This is a genomic window from Caballeronia sp. LZ028 (assembly GCF_031451415.1).
Classification (GTDB): Bacteria; Pseudomonadota; Gammaproteobacteria; order Burkholderiales; family Burkholderiaceae; genus Caballeronia; species Caballeronia zhejiangensis.
In genome coordinates this window covers 2,149,196-2,164,915 of the sequence record NZ_JARUXN010000001.1, presented here as the reverse complement: position 1 = coordinate 2,164,915, position 15,720 = coordinate 2,149,196, and the positions used below count along the sequence as shown (strand labels likewise).

The 15,720-nt window shown below is 63.7% G+C and carries 14 protein-coding genes, 1 tRNA gene and 1 pseudogene; 9 read left to right on the top strand and 7 right to left on the bottom strand.

From position 1 onward, the window contains the following. Positions 1-31 precede the first annotated feature (31 nt). From QCE58_RS10250 to QCE58_RS10240, 3 genes are all read right to left on the bottom strand, one after another. Complete coding sequence (locus QCE58_RS10250; protein WP_008341847.1) at positions 32-400, bottom strand: YqjD family protein; 369 nt, start codon at positions 398-400, stop codon at positions 32-34. A gap of 205 nt (positions 401-605) precedes the next feature. Further along, positions 606-1,904, bottom strand: coding sequence for a lysophospholipid transporter LplT (gene lplT, locus QCE58_RS10245; RefSeq protein WP_250521196.1), 1,299 nt, complete (start codon positions 1,902-1,904; stop codon positions 606-608). 195 nt (positions 1,905-2,099) lie between these two features. Then, on the bottom strand, positions 2,100-2,903 hold the full coding sequence (locus QCE58_RS10240; protein WP_008341842.1) for an inositol monophosphatase family protein: 804 nt from the start codon (positions 2,901-2,903) through the stop codon (positions 2,100-2,102). Positions 2,904-3,154: 251 nt separating this feature from the next. Here QCE58_RS10240 and QCE58_RS10235 point away from each other — a divergent pair, with 251 nt between their 5' ends. Further along, positions 3,155-3,925 carry an RNA methyltransferase gene (locus QCE58_RS10235; protein ID WP_033535788.1) on the top strand — a complete coding sequence of 257 codons (771 nt, stop codon included), beginning with the start codon at positions 3,155-3,157 and terminating at the stop codon, positions 3,923-3,925. Positions 3,926-4,052: 127 nt separating this feature from the next. Next, positions 4,053-4,858, top strand: a pseudogene (gene cysE, locus QCE58_RS10230) (serine O-acetyltransferase). On the opposite strand, the gene QCE58_RS10225 reads toward cysE, so the two are convergent. The 4 genes from QCE58_RS10225 to QCE58_RS10210 all read right to left on the bottom strand — a co-directional run bounded on the left by QCE58_RS10225 (position 4,855) and on the right by QCE58_RS10210 (position 7,551). Further along, positions 4,855-5,658, bottom strand: coding sequence for a UDP-2,3-diacylglucosamine diphosphatase (locus QCE58_RS10225; protein ID WP_250439948.1), 804 nt, complete (start codon positions 5,656-5,658; stop codon positions 4,855-4,857). The pseudogene cysE and the gene QCE58_RS10225 overlap by 4 nt on opposite strands. Before the next feature lie 13 nt (positions 5,659-5,671). Then, positions 5,672-6,163 carry a peptidylprolyl isomerase gene (locus QCE58_RS10220; protein WP_008341836.1) on the bottom strand — a complete coding sequence of 164 codons (492 nt, stop codon included), beginning with the start codon at positions 6,161-6,163 and terminating at the stop codon, positions 5,672-5,674. Positions 6,164-6,237: 74 nt separating this feature from the next. Then, positions 6,238-6,819, bottom strand: a complete 582-nt coding sequence (locus tag QCE58_RS10215) for a peptidylprolyl isomerase (protein WP_008341835.1) — start codon at positions 6,817-6,819, stop codon at positions 6,238-6,240. Between the two features lie 54 nt (positions 6,820-6,873). Further along, entirely contained in the window at positions 6,874-7,551 is a 678-nt protein-coding gene (locus QCE58_RS10210; RefSeq protein WP_250521224.1) for a tetratricopeptide repeat protein, read from the bottom strand. A gap of 555 nt (positions 7,552-8,106) precedes the next feature. On the opposite strand from QCE58_RS10210, the gene cysS reads away from it, so the two are divergent. The 7 genes from cysS to QCE58_RS10175 all read left to right on the top strand — a co-directional run bounded on the left by cysS (position 8,107) and on the right by QCE58_RS10175 (position 15,582). After that, positions 8,107-9,504, top strand: coding sequence for a cysteine--tRNA ligase (cysS, locus tag QCE58_RS10205; RefSeq protein ID WP_244807422.1), 1,398 nt, complete (start codon positions 8,107-8,109; stop codon positions 9,502-9,504). A gap of 47 nt (positions 9,505-9,551) precedes the next feature. Beyond that, positions 9,552-10,571 (top strand): endonuclease III domain-containing protein, encoded by a 1,020-nt coding sequence (locus tag QCE58_RS10200; RefSeq protein WP_250521195.1) that lies wholly within the window; start codon positions 9,552-9,554, stop codon positions 10,569-10,571. A gap of 119 nt (positions 10,572-10,690) precedes the next feature. Next, on the top strand, positions 10,691-11,662 hold the full coding sequence (locus tag QCE58_RS10195) for an acetyl-CoA carboxylase carboxyltransferase subunit alpha (RefSeq protein ID WP_008341830.1): 972 nt from the start codon (positions 10,691-10,693) through the stop codon (positions 11,660-11,662). Positions 11,663-11,705: 43 nt separating this feature from the next. Then, a complete protein-coding gene (gene tilS / locus QCE58_RS10190) occupies positions 11,706-13,133 on the top strand; it encodes a tRNA lysidine(34) synthetase TilS (RefSeq protein WP_250521194.1) in 1,428 nt (475 codons plus the stop codon). 327 nt (positions 13,134-13,460) lie between these two features. After that, on the top strand, positions 13,461-14,711 hold the full coding sequence (locus QCE58_RS10185; RefSeq protein ID WP_175982697.1) for an aspartate kinase: 1,251 nt from the start codon (positions 13,461-13,463) through the stop codon (positions 14,709-14,711). Positions 14,712-14,893: 182 nt separating this feature from the next. Then, positions 14,894-14,986: transfer RNA gene (locus QCE58_RS10180), tRNA-Ser, on the top strand. A gap of 317 nt (positions 14,987-15,303) precedes the next feature. Continuing rightward, positions 15,304-15,582, top strand: a complete 279-nt coding sequence (locus tag QCE58_RS10175) for a hypothetical protein (protein WP_250496866.1) — start codon at positions 15,304-15,306, stop codon at positions 15,580-15,582. Positions 15,583-15,720: the final 138 nt, after the last annotated feature.

Genomic DNA, 15,720 nt, shown 5'->3' with positions numbered 1-15,720 from the left:
CGGCGGCGATTTCCGATGACGCCGGAGCGCGTCACGCGCGCCCGGCGAGATATCCGACGAGCAATGCGAGACCCGCCACCGCGCCGAGCGTGTGCCACGGCTTGTCGTGAACGAACTCGTCGGCGTAACCGGCTGCGTCGTTCAGTCTGCCGGTGAGCGCCGTGCCCGCGCCGTTCATCTGCGAACGGGCGGTCTTGAGGCGCGATTGCAGTTCCTTGCGCAGCTTGTCGGCATCGACGTCCCTTGCGCCGGAGATCGAGCTTTCCAGATCATCGAGCAGGCTGCGCAACTGGCTGCTCGCCGAATCGACCGCGTCGCTCGCACCACGCACCGCGCGCTGGCCGACATCGGCTGCGCCATTGATCTTGCTGTCGAGCGTCGAACGTGTGAACAATCCCATTTCCATGCTCCTTTATTGACGTTTGCCGAGGAATGAATATCGCCGGGTCCGTCCGCGATGCGCCATGCGGATGCCCGCGATCGGCCGCGCCGGGCCATACATGGCGTTACGACCCGACCCCGCCGCCGGCGTTCCTCCCATGGTTTCCTCGTGAGCCGGCGCCGGGGCATGAACCCAGAATACACCGTTCACCGTGGAGCAAGGTTCATTCCTCGGCGAGCGCGACGAGATCGGTTTCGCGCTCGTTGTGCGTGTGGCGGCGCATCGCCAGCGCCATCATCAGGCACACGAAGACGCCGAACGCGACGATGATCCACTGCACCGGCACCTTCTCCGTCAACAGCAAGGCGTAAGCGCCGAGCATCGCGAGCACGGCGAGATTCTGGTTGAAGTTCTGCACCGCGATGGAATGTCCGGCCGACAGCAGCGTCGCGCCGCGATGCTGCAGGATCGCGTTCATCGGCACGATGAAAAAGCCCGACAGGCCGCCGAGCGCGATCATCAGCGGATAGGCCATCAGGATGTACGCCGGCGCGAAGAGCGGACCGATATGCACGCCCGCGCCGGCCGGAAAGAGGTCCTTGTTGTAGAACGCCATCGCGACCGCGACCGCGCCGATCAGCACGCCGACCGGCAGCACTTTCAGCGATTGGCGCAGCACGATCCACGCGGACGCCGCCGCCGCGCCGAGCGCGATGCCCACGCCCGTCACGCCCTGCAGCACGGCGGCTTTGGAGAGCGACAGGCCGAGGTTCGCATCGGCCCATTTCAGCACGAGCAATTGCAGCGTGACGGCCGCGCCCCAGAGCAGCGTCGTGACCCACAGCGCGATCTGCGCGAGCTTGTCCTTCCACAGCACCATGAAGCAGCGCGAGAAATCGTGGACGAGCTTCGTCGGTTCGTTCAGCAGATTCGGATAGCGCGCGCCGGTATCGGGGATGAATACGTTGATGGCGGCCGCCGACGCGTAGATCACCATCACGGCGAAGAGCGCGGCGTGCGCGGCGCTGCTCACGAACGGCAGATGCGCGTGCTCGACCCAGCGCCCGACGACCTGGCTCACGAGCGCGCCGCCGATCACGGTGCCGAGAATCGTCGAGCCGACCGTCGCCGATTCGAGCCACGCGTTCGCCGCGATCAGCTTTTGCGGCGGCAAGAGTTCGGTGAGAATGCCGTATTTCGCGGGCGAATAGGCCGCCGCGCCGAGGCCGACGACGCCATACGCGATCATCGGATGCACGCCCGCGATCATCATCGCGCAGCCGGCCGCCTTGAGCGCGTTCGACGTGAACATGACGTGGCGCTTCTGGATCGCATCGGCGAATGCGCCGACGAATGGCGCGAGCAGAACATACGAAATCGTGAAGAAGATCTGCAACAGCGGCGTGACCCACGGCGCGGAATGCACGACGGCGAGCATGGCGATCGCCGCGATCAGGAGCGCATTGTCGGCGAGCGACGAAACGAACTGCGCGGCGATGATCGTATAGAAGCCTTTCTTCATGAGCGGGAATGACGTGGGGCGCGGCGCGCGGCGTGAGAGCGGGGCAGGCGGAAGAAAGCGCGCATCGCCGTTGCCGGAACGAGGGCAAAGCTTGCACTGTAACGGAGCCCTGCATTCGGTGCAGAGCAGGCGGCGCGCCCGGGATGCGGAAGAGGTAAAACAAAAGGGGCGCAAGACGCGCCCCCTCGATGCGGCTTATTCGCCGGTCAGGCGCGTGCGCGAGTACATGTCGAGGATCTTGACCATCTGCGCGTAGACCTTCGGATTGGCGGCGACGATTTCGTTTCTGAACAGGAAATCCGATTCGCCGGTGTAGTTGCCGACGAGTCCGCCCGCTTCGGTCACGATGAGGCTGCCCGCCGCCACATCCCACGGATGGATGCCTTGCTCGAAGAAGCCGTCGAGACGGCCGGCCGCGACGTTCGCGAGATCCAGCGCCGCCGCGCCCGGACGGCGCAGCCCTGCGCACGACAGCGTCATTTCGCTGAAGAGGCGCATATAGGCGTTCAGACCCTGGCCGTCGCGGAACGGGAAGCCGGTGCCGATCAGCGCATCCGACAGACGGTCGAGCTTGCCCACGCGAATGCGTCGCTCGTTCAGATACGCGCCGCGGCCGCGCGATGCGGTGAAGAGGTCGTTGCGCGTCGGATCGTAGATGACCGCCTGCTGCACGACGCCCTTGTGCGCGAGCGCGATCGACACGCAGTAGTACGGAAAGCCGTGGATGAAGTTGGTGGTGCCGTCGAGCGGATCGATGATCCACTGAAACTCCGACTCGCGATCCGTCGCGCCGGATTCTTCGGCGAGGATCGAGTGATCGGGATAGGCGGTGTGCAGCGTCTCGATGATCGCGGCTTCGGACGCCTTGTCGACTTCCGTCACGAAGTCGTTGTGCTGTTTCTTGCTGACCTGGAGACGATCCAGATCGAGCGACGCGCGGTTGATGATCTGTCCGGCGCGGCGGGCGGCCTTGACAGCGATATTGAGCATCGGATGCATGAGCGAAATCCTCTGACCGCCCAGCAGCTTCGTGTGGACGGGAAAATTGGCGACAACGACTATGTCGACGAAAGACGAATTGAATAAGAGCGGGGCGTTCGCGCGAAGGTTCTTTGGAAGCCACGCAAGAACCGTTCGCCGCGCGCGAAGGCGCCATTTTACCCGAAAGTGGCCGCGCGGTTCCGGCGCATGGCCAAAGCGCGTTAACATATCGGGTCGCACTTTCTTCAAAATTCAGCACGAACCGCGCCTTGGAACCCAACGAACTTTCCGCGCCCGCCGGCGGCTTCACGTCGACGCGCTTCATCCTGGTCGAGCCGAGTCATCCGGGCAATGTCGGCGCGGCCGCCCGCGCGCTCAAGACGATGGGCTTCGCGCGCCTCGTCCTCGTCGCGCCGCGCGTGACCGACGTCAAGAACGAGCCCGAAGCCATCGCGATGGCCTCCGGCGCCGACGACGTGCTCGCGTCCGCGCATGTCGTCGACACGCTCGCCGATGCGCTCGTCGGCGTGCGCTGGTCGGTCGCGCTGACCGCGCGTATGCGCGAATACGGGCCGCCGCAGATGCCGCCGCGCGCGCTCGCCGAACGCGCGCATGAATTCGTGCGCCACGGCGATATCGCGCTCGTGTTCGGCAACGAGCGCACCGGGCTTTCCAACGCGGACGTCGAAAGATGCAGCGCGCTCGCACATATTCCGGCCAATCCCGCCTACAGCTCGCTCAATCTCGCGCAGGCCGTGCAGGTGCTCGCGTATGAACTACGCGTCGCGTTCCAGACGTCCGCGAGCCCGCTTGCCGTGGTGGAATCGGCGGGGCAGAGCGCATCGAGCGATGAAATCGAAGGCATGTACGCGCATCTCGAAGACGCGCTCGTCGCGCTCGATTTTCTCGATCCGGCCAATCCGAAGAAGCTGATGTCGCGCGTGCGGCGGATGTTCGCGCGTTCCGGGCTCGAGCGCGAAGAAGTGAATATTTTGCGCGGCATCGCGAAGCACATCCTCCTTCGGACGAAAAAGGACTGACCGCGCTGGCGTCGGGGGCATCGGGCAGACTGCGCGCGCTCGTCCTACAATCGGCGAAAAACGGCGAACGCCGATAAGCTTTGCGCGATTCGTGCAAAGCACTCGTCCCCCTTTCAGAGACATCGCCATGTTCGACCGACTTCGCGAAGACATCGCCGCCATCCGCGAGCGCGATCCCGCCGCCCGCAGCGCCTGGGAAGTCGTCACCTGTTATCCGGGGCTGCACGCGATCGCTCTGCATCGCATCGCGAACGCGTGCTGGCGCGGACAGTGGCGCTGGCTCGCGCGGTTCGTGTCGCAGATCGCGCGCTTTCTCACCGGCATCGAAATTCATCCGGGCGCGACGCTCGGACGGCGCGTGTTCATCGATCACGGCATGGGCGTCGTGATCGGCGAGACGGCCGAAATCGGCGACGACTGCACGATCTATCAGGGCGTGACGCTCGGCGGCACGTCGCTCACGCGCGGCGCGAAACGTCATCCGACGCTCGGGCGCGGCGTGATCGTCGGTGCGGGCGCGAAGGTGCTCGGCGGCTTCACGGTCGGCGCCGATGCGAAGATCGGCTCGAATGCGGTCGTCGTGAAGCCGGTGCCGGCGGGCGGTACGGCGGTGGGCAATCCGGCGCGCATCGTGATGCCGGCCGTCGCGAAGAAGCCATCCGATGAAACCGCGAAGAGCGGCTTTTGCGCTTACGGCATTACGCCGAACGCGGACGATCCCGTGTCGCTCGCGATCCACGGGCTGATCGATCACGCGTCGACGCAGACGCAGCGCATCGACGACATCGTCGCGGCGCTCGAACGGCTCGGCGCGCGCGTGGAAGCGCTCAACGCCGTCGATGGCGCCGCGCTCGTCGATCTCAAGCGCCTAGCACGTCGATGGATGGCAAGGCGGCGGACGAGCGCGCCGCGTCGCTCGAACGCGCGAGTTAAAGCGGCAGCGGGCGCACGCCTTCTTCATCGACGCGCAGATAGCCGCCGCGCGGCGGGTCCGCGTCGAGTTCCCAGTCGGGCAGAACCCAGCGCACGCCTGCGACTTCGCGATGCATCGCCGGACGATGCGTGTGGCCGTGAATCAGCGTGTTCGTGCGGCTATTGATGAAGAGTTCCGCGACCGCTTTCTTCGTCACGTCGTACTTCGCCTTGACGCCGGTGGTCACGCGCGCGCCCTCGCTTTTCGAGCGCATGCGCTGGCCGATGCCCAGGCGCGTGTCGAGCGGCAACGCCAGAAAGAGCCGTTGCGCGAGCTTGTTGCGCGCGAACGAGCGAAAGCCTTGATAGGCGCGATCGGCGGTGCACAGGCCATCGCCGTGGGCGAGCACGATGCGCTTGCCGAACGCGGTGATGACGAACGGATCGGGCAGCGGCAGCGCGCCTGCATCTTTCATGAAGCGCTTGCCCAGCAGGAAATCGCGATTGCCGTGCATCACATATAGGCCGATGCCGCGTTCCGAGAGCGTATGCATGAGGCGCGTCATGCGGCGCGCGAAGCTGGCGCGCGGGTCGGTCGCGGGGCCGTCGAGAATGTCGTCGCCGATCCAGAACTCGAACAGGTCGCCGAGGATGAAGACCGAATCGGCGTCGTTCGCCGTGACCTCGATGAAATGCTCGAAGGCCGCAACCGTTTTCGGAATCGCTTCGGAAAGATGCAGATCGCCAATGAAAAACAGCGGGCGCGCGTTTTTCGCTGTGCCCGCTGCTTCGCGATCGAATGAAGTCTTCGTATCGATCATGCAATGACCGTGATCAGACCACGACGGCCTTCTCGATCACCACGTCGTCGACCGGAACGTCCTGGTGGAAGCCCTTCGAGCCGGTCTTCACCTTCTTGATCTTCTCGACCACGTCCATGCCTTCGACGACCTTGCCGAACACGGTGTAGCCCCAGCCTTGCGGCGTCGGCGACGAGTGGTTCAGGAAGTCGTTGTCCTTCACGTTGATGAAGAACTGTGCAGTCGCCGAATGCGGGTCGTTCGTGCGCGCCATCGCGATCGAGCCGTTTTCGTTCTTGAGGCCGTTGTTGGCTTCGTTGTCGATCGGCGCATCGGTCGGCTTCTGCTTCATGCCCGGCTCGAAGCCGCCGCCCTGGATCATGAAGCCATCGATCACGCGATGGAACACGGTGTTGTCGTAATGACCCTTCTTCACGTAGTTGAGGAAGTTCTCGACCGTCTTCGGGGCCTTGTCGGCGTCCAGTTCAATCTTGATGACGCCGTGGTTCGTATGCAGTTCGACCATGATGATGTTCTCTCCATTGTGTTTGATTGAGCCCTGGCGCAGCGCGCGCCAGGTCAGCGACAGGCGCTTACGGATTACTGCGGGACCACGGTGGCCGACTCGATCACGGTCGGCTTTTGCGGCACGTCCTGCATCGGGCCGCGCGTGGTGGTCGGGCTGCCTTCGATCTTCTTCACGACGTCCATGCCCGCGACGACCTTGCCGAACACGGCGTAGCCGTTGCCGTCCGGGCTCGGATAGTCGAGACCCGCATTATCGACGGTATTGATGAAGAACTGCGCGGTGGCCGAATTCGGATCGCTCGTGCGCGCCATCGCGAGCGTGCCGGTGGCGTTCTTCAGACCGTTCTTGCTTTCGAGCGGAATCGGCGCGCGCGTCGGCTTCTCGGCGAAGCTCGTGCTATAGCCGCCGCCCTGGATCATGAAGCCCGGAATTACACGATGAAAGATCGTGCCGCTGTACTGACCGGACTTCACGTAGTCGAGAAAGTTCGCGACCGTCTTCGGCGCTTTCTCGGGATACAGCTCGACCTTGATGTCGCCTTGCGTGGTCTTGAAGAGCACGGTGGGGTGCGCGGCCTGCGCGTTCGGCTGCGCTAACGCAGGCGTGGTCGCGATCAGGGCAGCGCTCGACAGCGCCAACATCAGGAATTTCATGAAGGATCGATCCTCGTGTGGTGAATGCAAACAGTCGGCCGCGAATGCGCCTGCTTATGGCTGCGCTTGCGGCGCGACGTATGGCGTGGCCGGCAGCGGGCTCGTCGGGCCGCCGAACGGCGCGTAATCGTCGGGACCGGGCATCGTCTGCGAGGCGGCTCCGGATGCCGGTGCCCATTCGTCCGCGGCCGGACTTGGCGCAATTGCCGCGCCCGTTCCCGATGCGCCTTCTGCCGCGCCCGCGCGCTTCTTCGGCGGGTTGTAGATGTTCTGAATCGCCGTGATGCGCTGGCGCGTGAGCGGACTCTTCGAGCCGAGCGATTGCGCGCGCTTGTACGACTCGCTCGCGAGACGAAGATAAAGATCGCCCAGGTTGTCATAGGCGAGCGCGTAGCCTGGATTCGCCTTGACCGCGGTTTCGAGCGCGACGCGTGCATCCTCGTAGCGGCCCTTCTTCGCGTAGAGCGCGGCGAGGTTGTTGTACGGCTCCGGCAATTCTGGATAGGCTTGCGTGAGCTCGGTGAAGGCGGCGATGGCTTCGTCGTCGCGATTCAGGCGCGCGAGCATGGTGGCGCGCTTGAACTTTGCCTGCACGTCGCGCGGGTTGCTCGCGATGCGCGCATCGAGTTGTGTTAGCGCGGCGTTCCAGTCCTTGCCCGCGATGGCCGAATCGATCTGCGGCGTGTCGTCGCGAGTTGCGGTCGAGGTCTGCGCGAGCGCGGCCCCGGACATGCCGACACATGCGAAGCCGAGCGCCGCGATGGCGAGCGTCCGGGAAACGAGCCGGCAAGAGAGTTGCAGAGGCGTGCGCGCGTGGCGATGAGTCACTTGGAATCGAGTCAATGAATGAGGCGGCGAAAGAAGCCGTGGAAGCGGCGAAAGGGACGGCGAGCGCCCGAGCACGCGAAGGCGTGCGAGCACTGGAGAACGAGCGGAAATGCCCGATGCGGCGTCGTCTCCGGCAAGGCTTTCGGCCCGGCCCGGAGCGCGGCTTGCCATGCCCGCCGCGCGGCCGCTTCGAGATTTCATAGGCTCAAGTCCCGGTGTTATACTCCGACCCATTCTAACAAAAGGTCTGCACGTCCCGCGCACGAGTCTTGCGCCTGGATCTCCAGGCGAGCATCTCGCGCCGACTCCAGACTGTCTTTCGCCACTCGTGGCCGTCTCCGTCCTGGTCGCATGACCGTCGTGTTCGCGCTCGCGTGTGGGTCTCTTCGCTCCCGCGCGTATCGCTCACGGCGCTCGCTGCCCGGCACACGGTTGATTCCGGCCCATGCTTCGCCTTCTATGAACTCGCTGCGCATCTACAACACGCTCGCGCGTGACAAGCAAACCTTCACGCCGCTTCGCGCCGGCGAGGTACGCATGTATGTCTGCGGAATCACCGTGTATGACTACTGTCACGTCGGGCACGCGCGCATGTTCGTGGTGTTCGACATCGTTCAGCGATGGCTGCGCGAGATCGGCTACAAGGTGACTTACGTCCGCAACATCACCGACATCGACGACAAGATCATTCGCCGCGCGGTGGAGAACAACGAATCGATCAAGTCGCTCACGCAGCGTTTCATCGAGGCGATGTATGAGGACATGGACGCGCTCGGCGTCGCGCGTGCGGACATCGAGCCGCGCGCGACCGAGTTCGTGCCGCAGATGCTCGGCATGATCGATGCGTTGCACGCCAACGGTTATGCATATCAGGCCAAAGACGGCGACGTGAATTACTCGGTGCGCAAGTTCACCGACTACGGCAAGCTGTCCGGCAAGTCGATCGAAGACTTGCGCGCGGGCGAGCGCGTCACGGCCAACGACGCCAAGGAAGATCCGCTCGACTTCGTGCTGTGGAAGCAATCGAAGGCGGGCGAGCCGGAAGACACAGGCTGGAACTCGAAGTGGGGCCGCGGGCGTCCCGGCTGGCACATCGAATGTTCCGCGATGGGCTGCACGTTGCTCGGCGAACAGTTCGACATCCACGGTGGCGGCATGGATCTCCAGTTCCCGCATCACGAGAACGAGATCGCGCAAAGCGAAGGCGCAACCGGAAAGCAGTTCGTGAACTACTGGATGCACAACGGCTTCGTGCAGATCGACAGTGAAAAGATGTCGAAGTCGCTCGGCAACTTTTTCACGATCCGCGAAGTTCTTGAAAAATTTGATGCTGAAGTCGTGCGCTTCTTTATTGCGCGGGCACACTATCGGTCGCCGCTGAATTACAGCGACGTGCATATCGACGACGCAAAGAACGCGTTGACGCGCCTATATACGGCGTTGAAGGATGTCGAGCCGGACAATCAGCAACTTGACTGGAGCGAGGCGAACGCGCAGCGTTTCCAGTCTGCGATGAACGACGACTTCAACACGCCGGTGGCCGTGTCGGTGTTGTTCGATCTCGCGAGCGAAGTGAATCGTACGCGCGATGCCGCGCTCGCTCGTCAGCTCAAGGGTCTTGCGGGCGTGCTCGGACTGCTTCAGCGCGAGCCGCGTGCGTTCCTGCAGCGGGCGAGCGGCGCAGGCTCGAGCGAGGGACTCTCGCCGCAAGAGATCGAAGCGAAGATCGCCGAGCGCATCGCCGCGAAGCAGGCGAAGAACTATGCCGAAGCAGACCGGATTCGCGCTGCATTGCTCGAAGCCGGTATTGCGCTTGAAGACAAACCGGGTGGGTCGACCGAATGGCGCCGCGTTTGAGCGCGGCCCTTCGAACCCTCTGATCGACTCACCAGGCAGGAGGCAAGATGGCAACGGCCAGGAAGACGCCGGTCAAGCGACCCGCGTCTGTCAGCGATGCGTCGGGCGCAACGAAGCGCGCGAGCAGCGCACAAACGAAAGTGAACACGCAGAAGATCGATGGCGCAGGTGCGGCGGCCGGCAAGACGGCGAAGCCGGCGCGCAGCGTTGCGCTCAAGCCCGCGAAGCCGGAGACGGCAACGCGCCTGAACGGCGCTGCGCGCGCATCGAAAGCGGGCACGGAAGAAGCCGAAGCGTCGCCCGCGAAGGGCAACGGCCGCGCGATCGCAGGCGATGGCGCGCGCGCTCAGGCGCTCGTTGCCGAACGCGGCGAAGTGGTGCGCAAGTCGCGCGTCGTCACATCGGATGCCGCGGTGCCCGTGCAAATCGGCGGACTCACGCGCGAAGCCGTTCGTCCCGACTACTGGGACCGCGCGTGCGCAGATTTGATGCGACGCGACCGCATACTCAAGAAGCTGATTCCGAAGTTCGGCGAGATTCATCTCGTCAATCTCGGCGATCCGTTCTCCACGCTCGCGCGTTCCGTTGCCGGCCAGCAGATTTCGGTGAAGGCCGCGCAGGCGATCTGGGAACGGGTGAAGGGCGCATGTCCCGAGGTTCATCCGGCGCACTTCATCAAGCTCGGTCACGAGAAACTGCAGGCGTGCGGCTTATCCAAACGCAAGGCCGAGTACATTCTCGATCTCGCGCAGCATTTCGAATCGGGCGCGCTGCACGTCGACGCATGGACGTCGATGGACGACGAAGCCGTCATCGCCGAGCTCACGCAGATTCGCGGCATCGGCCGATGGACGGCGGAGATGTTCCTCATCTTCAATCTGTCGCGCCCGGACGTCCTGCCGCTCGACGATCTCGGCCTGATTCAGGCGATCAGCGTCAACTACTTCAGCGGCGAGCCGGTGACGCGCAGCGAGGCGCGCGAAGTGGCGGCGAACTGGGAACCGTGGCGCACGGTCGCGACGTGGTACATGTGGCGCAGCCTCAATCCGATTCCGTCAGATCACTAAAATAACCACGCGAAAAGCGCGCGCTATCGTTGCTTTATAATCGATAGTTCACGCGCGAATTTTTGAGGGGCGGACGCGGTTAGAATACGCGCTGCCCGATGTTCCCAGGACTCGAACATATGAAGACCACGTTTCTGGATTTCGAGCAGCCGATCGCTGAACTCGAAGCGAAGATCGAAGAACTCCGCTTCGTTCAGGACGATTCCGCTGTCGATATTTCGGAAGAAATCGAGCGGCTGTCGAAGAAGAGCCAGCAGCTCACGAAGGATCTCTACGCAAACCTGTCGCCGTGGCAGGTTTCGCAGATTGCGCGTCACCCGCAGCGTCCGTACACGCTCGATTACGTCAGCGAGCTTTTCACCGATTTTCATGAATTGCATGGCGACCGCGCATTCGCGGACGACCTCGCGATCGTCGGCGGCTTCGCGCGCTTCAATGGCCAGCCGTGCATGGTGATCGGCCATCAGAAGGGCCGCGACACGAAGGAACGCGCGCTGCGCAACTTCGGCATGCCGCGTCCGGAAGGCTATCGCAAGGCGGAGCGCCTGATGCGTACCGCCGAGAAGTTCAGCTTGCCCATTTTCACGTTCGTCGATACGCCGGGCGCGTACCCGGGCATCGGCGCGGAAGAGCGCGGCCAGTCGGAAGCCATCGGCCGCAATCTCTATGTGATGGCGGAGCTCAAGACGCCGATCATCACGACGATCATCGGTGAAGGCGGCTCGGGCGGCGCGCTGGCGATCGCCGTCGCCGATACCGTGATGATGCTGCAGTTCTCCACGTACTCGGTCATTTCGCCGGAAGGCTGTGCGTCGATCCTGTGGAAGAGCGCGGCGAAGGCGCCGGAAGCGGCCGAAGCGCTCGGCCTCACGGCGCATCGTCTTAAGGCGCTCGGTCTCATCGACAAGATCGTGAACGAGCCGCTCGGCGGCGCGCATCGCGACGCGAAGGGCATGGCCGCGCTCCTGCGCCGCGCACTCGCCGATTCGCTGCGTCAGTTCCAGGGCATGAGCGTCAACGACTTGCGCGAGCGCCGCTTCGAAAAGCTGATGGCGTACGGCAAGTTCAAGGAATCGCTGCCGGGCGCGTAATCCGTTCCCGTCATCTTCGTCATCTCATCCATCACGAACTCTCGTGACATCCGATAACGAAACCCCGGCCGGCCGCCTCGTGTTACAGGCGGTGCGCGCGGCGGTTTCGGACGCGGACCTTTCCCCGGATTCACTTCTCGCGGTCGCATTGAGCGGCGGGCTCGACTCCACCGTGCTGCTCGACGCGGCCGTGAGTTGCTTCGGCGCGCGACGTGTGATCGCGCTGCATGTTCATCACGGTCTGAGTCCGAACGCCAACGCGTGGGCCGCGCATTGCGAGCGCTTTGCGGCGTCGCTCGGCGTGCGGTATGACGCGCGTCATGTCGATGTCGCGCGGACCGGCGGCGAGAGCCTCGAAGCCACGGCGCGCGACGCACGTTATCGCGCGCTCGACGAGCTCTGCGATCAGCATGGCGCGGCGGCGCTGCTCATCGCGCATCATGCCGACGATCAGGCCGAAACCGTGCTGCTGCAACTGCTGCGCGGCGCGGGCGTCGCGGGCCTCGCGGCGATGGCGCCGCAACGCGCGGACGGCGCCGCGCCGCGTGTGCGTCCGCTGCTGCGCCTGCTGCGCGCGCAACTGGAGCAATACGCGCACGAGCGCGACCTGAGCTGGATCGACGACGAATCCAACGCCGACACGCGCTATTCGCGCAACGCGCTGCGCCATGACGTGCTGCCGATGCTCGCGGTGCATTTTCCCGGCTTTCGCGATGCCCTCGCGCGCACGGCATCGCATGCCGCGTCGGCGCAGCGGCTTTTGGATCAGCTTGCGCGCATCGATCTCGGACACGTTCAGAGCGCCGACGAAGAGGGCGCGCTCGTGCTCGACGCGTTTCTCGCACTCGACGACGAGCGCGCGATCAATCTCATGCGTTTCTGGATCCGCTCGCGCGGTTTGATGGCGGCATCGACGGCGCGCATCGCCGACATGTTGCGTCAGTTGCGCGATGCCGCCGCCGCGCGCGATGGCCACGCGCTGCGCGTCGATCATGCGGGGCACAGCTTGCGCGTGTATCGCAATCTGCTGTTCTGGGAAGCCGGCGACAGCGCCGATGCGCCCGATCTCGATGAAGGCGCGGCCGCGCTCAAAGTCGCGGCGGAACTGCTATGGCAGGGCGAAGAGGTGTGGCGTCTGCCGCAATGGCGCGGCTCGTTCGTGTTCGAGCCCGCTGATTCTTCCGCCGACGATATCGTCGGGGAGGGCGTGTTGCGCGCCGCGCCGCTCGTCGCGCGTTCGCGTGCGGGCGGCGAGCGCATGCGCGTCGCGGCCGAAGCGCCGAGCCGCACGCTCAAGAACCTCTTTCAGGAGCGCGGCGTGCCGGCCTGGAAGCGCGATGTGCCGCTGCTTTTCATCGGCGAGGCGCTGCTGTTCGTGCCGCATGTCGGCGTGAACCGCGAGGCCGCGCCGAGCGCCGCGCACGGACCGCTGCGGCGCATTTCGTGGCGGCCGGATTTGCTGCTCGTGTGAGGCGCTTTGGGCAAACGTTGCGCCGAAGCCGGTAAAATCGCCGTCACCGGTGCCTCATCTTGTAATTTCAGCCTCGATCGGGTACGGTAACTCGTTTTCGCCCAAGCGCGTTTTTGCGCGGCATCTGCGTTCAAAAGACTCGATTTCGCCCGCAACGACGCATCCGCTCGCGTCGCTTATCAATGGCGCGAGCGTGCGAAGGGCGTGCGGCAGCGCCCGCGTATCGTAGCCGGCTTCGACATCCCCTGAAGCGATCGAGCGCGAGTCTCGAGCGTTCTCGCGTCAAAGCGCGTGAAGCGCGGTTTTCTCTCCAGTTCAAGAACGACAATGGCACTCATCGTACACAAATACGGCGGCACTTCGATGGGCTCGGTCGAGCGCATCAAGAACGTCGCCAAGCGCGTCGCCAAATGGCATAAGGCCGGCCACAAGATGGTCGTCGTGCCCTCGGCGATGTCCGGCGAAACCAATCGCCTGCTCGGTCTCGCGAAAGACATCAAGGCCGATCCGGACCCGCGCGAACTCGACATGATTGCCTCCACCGGCGAGCAGGTCAGCGTGGGCTTGCTGGCCATCGCGCTGCACGCGGAAGGCCTCGACGCCGTGAGTTATGCCGGCTGGCAAGTGCCGATCAAGACGGACAGCGCGTTCACGAAGGCGCGTATCAGCGAAATCGACGGCGAACGCGTGCTGAAGGACCTCGACGCGGGCAAGGTCGTCGTCATCACGGGCTTTCAGGGCGTCGATCCGGAAGGCCATATCGCGACGCTCGGACGCGGCGGCTCGGACACGTCGGCGGTTGCGATCGCGGCGGCGATGAAAGCGGACGAATGCCTGATCTACACCGACGTCGACGGCGTCTACACGACCGATCCGCGCGTGGTGGAAGAAGCGCGCCGGCTGGACCGCGTGACCTTCGAGGAAATGCTGGAGATGGCGAGCCTCGGCTCGAAAGTGCTGCAAATCCGCTCGGTGGAATTCGCCGGCAAGTATCAGGTGAAGACGCGTGTGCTCTCCAGCCTGACCGACCCGCTGATGCCGCTCGAAGCCGAAATGCACTCCGGCACCCTGATTACTTTTGAAGAAGACGAGAACATGGAAAAAGCAGTGATTTCTGGCATCGCGTTCCAGCGCGACGAAGCGCGCATCGCGGTCATGGGCGTGCCTGACAAGCCGGGCGTCGCGTATCAGATTCTCGGCCCGGTCGCCGATGCGAACATCGACATCGACATGATCATTCAGAACCAGAGCGTGAACGGCAAGACCGACTTCACGTTCACGGTCGGCCGCGGCGACTATCAGCGCGCGCTCGAAATCCTGAACAACCAGGTGAAGGGCCACGTCCAGGCCGAAACCGTGCTGGGCGACCCGAAGGTGTCGAAGGTGTCGGTGGTGGGCGTCGGCATGCGCTCGCACGTGGGTATTGCGAGCACGATGTTCCGCACGCTGTCGGAAGAGGGCATCAACATCCAGATGATCTCGACGTCCGAAATCAAGATCTCGGTGCTGATCGACGAGAAGTACACCGAACTCGCCGTGCGCGCGCTGCACAAGGCGTTCGAGCTGGATCGCGCGTAAGCGTGTAAGCGTGTGACGGAGATGTGAAGGCTCGCGGGCCTTCACATCGTTGCAGTTCGCTGAACGCGCGATTCCATATTGGCCGTTTCGAAAAAAATCGTCGTGTGAATTTGACCCCGGCCTGCGAACACGCTATTATCTCGATCTCGTTGCACTGCACTCCCGGTGCGGCGAAAAGTTTGGGAGACGTGGCCGAGAGGTCGAAGGCACTCCCCTGCTAAGGGAGCATCTGGCTAAAAACTGGATCGAGGGTTCGAATCCCTCCGTCTCCGCCAGTAGTGGTACGAAAACCCCGTAAGTTCAAGGACTTACGGGGTTTTTGCTTTTTCGACCCATCAAATGGCCCATCAGCGAGCGCAGGCTACGGTCGTTTGTCGTCCTGATCATCGACGCGTGATGTGTTGGCGAAACGATACAGCGGACTGTTCTGGATGGCTCTACCTGTCTCCGGAAGACATCGTCCTGTATCAGCGCTTATAAGACAACTCCCATTCTGATAGCATCGTCAAGACTGCTGAAATTTTGAGCAGATAGGGGGATGCCGCGCGTCTTCGCTGTGGCTTGTGTAATGTCTTTGCGTAGGGAGAAACGCATGGGCAAACCTTGGGAAGACGATAGCTGCGCTACGGTGCAGGCGTGCTATTCGGTCTATCACGTTCCGGTCGCCGCAGCCCTGTGGTGTGGATTGACTGCCGATGAAATGCATCGACAGGAAGACCGGGCGCTCGCTTGGCGCGATCTTCTTGGCCCATTCTTTCAAGTCCAGCCCGTAGACGTGCCGCCGTTCGTAACCAACGTGTTCGTCCGTTTATTCTGCGCCCGTCTTCGCGACACACCGACAGTTCGCCAACGTCGATTGCTTGATCGATAGCCCGAATGCGCGGCTCCAAGCAACGTTTCCCGCGCCGATTCCGCTCGGGCCGCAGGGCGGGCGTTCGGTAGGCTGGCGCGCGGGCGATATTGAGCGCTTTCTCGCTGACCCGACTGGCTATCGTGCGAAGGGGTAACT

Coding starts and splice junctions, on each gene's coding strand:
- cysS (WP_244807422.1), top strand. CDS start 8,107: ATGAACTCGCTGCGCATCTACAACACGCTCGCGCGTGACAAGCAAACC.
- QCE58_RS10240 (WP_008341842.1), bottom strand. CDS start 2,903: ATGCATCCGATGCTCAATATCGCTGTCAAGGCCGCCCGCCGCGCCGGA.
- QCE58_RS10220 (WP_008341836.1), bottom strand. CDS start 6,163: ATGGTCGAACTGCATACGAACCACGGCGTCATCAAGATTGAACTGGAC.
- QCE58_RS10215 (WP_008341835.1), bottom strand. CDS start 6,819: ATGAAATTCCTGATGTTGGCGCTGTCGAGCGCTGCCCTGATCGCGACC.
- QCE58_RS10210 (WP_250521224.1), bottom strand. CDS start 7,551: ATGTCCGGGGCCGCGCTCGCGCAGACCTCGACCGCAACTCGCGACGAC.
- QCE58_RS10250 (WP_008341847.1), bottom strand. CDS start 400: ATGGGATTGTTCACACGTTCGACGCTCGACAGCAAGATCAATGGCGCA.
- QCE58_RS10200 (WP_250521195.1), top strand. CDS start 9,552: ATGGCAACGGCCAGGAAGACGCCGGTCAAGCGACCCGCGTCTGTCAGC.
- QCE58_RS10195 (WP_008341830.1), top strand. CDS start 10,691: ATGAAGACCACGTTTCTGGATTTCGAGCAGCCGATCGCTGAACTCGAA.
- QCE58_RS10185 (WP_175982697.1), top strand. CDS start 13,461: ATGGCACTCATCGTACACAAATACGGCGGCACTTCGATGGGCTCGGTC.
- lplT (WP_250521196.1), bottom strand. CDS start 1,904: ATGAAGAAAGGCTTCTATACGATCATCGCCGCGCAGTTCGTTTCGTCG.
- QCE58_RS10225 (WP_250439948.1), bottom strand. CDS start 5,658: ATGATCGATACGAAGACTTCATTCGATCGCGAAGCAGCGGGCACAGCG.
- QCE58_RS10175 (WP_250496866.1), top strand. CDS start 15,304: ATGGGCAAACCTTGGGAAGACGATAGCTGCGCTACGGTGCAGGCGTGC.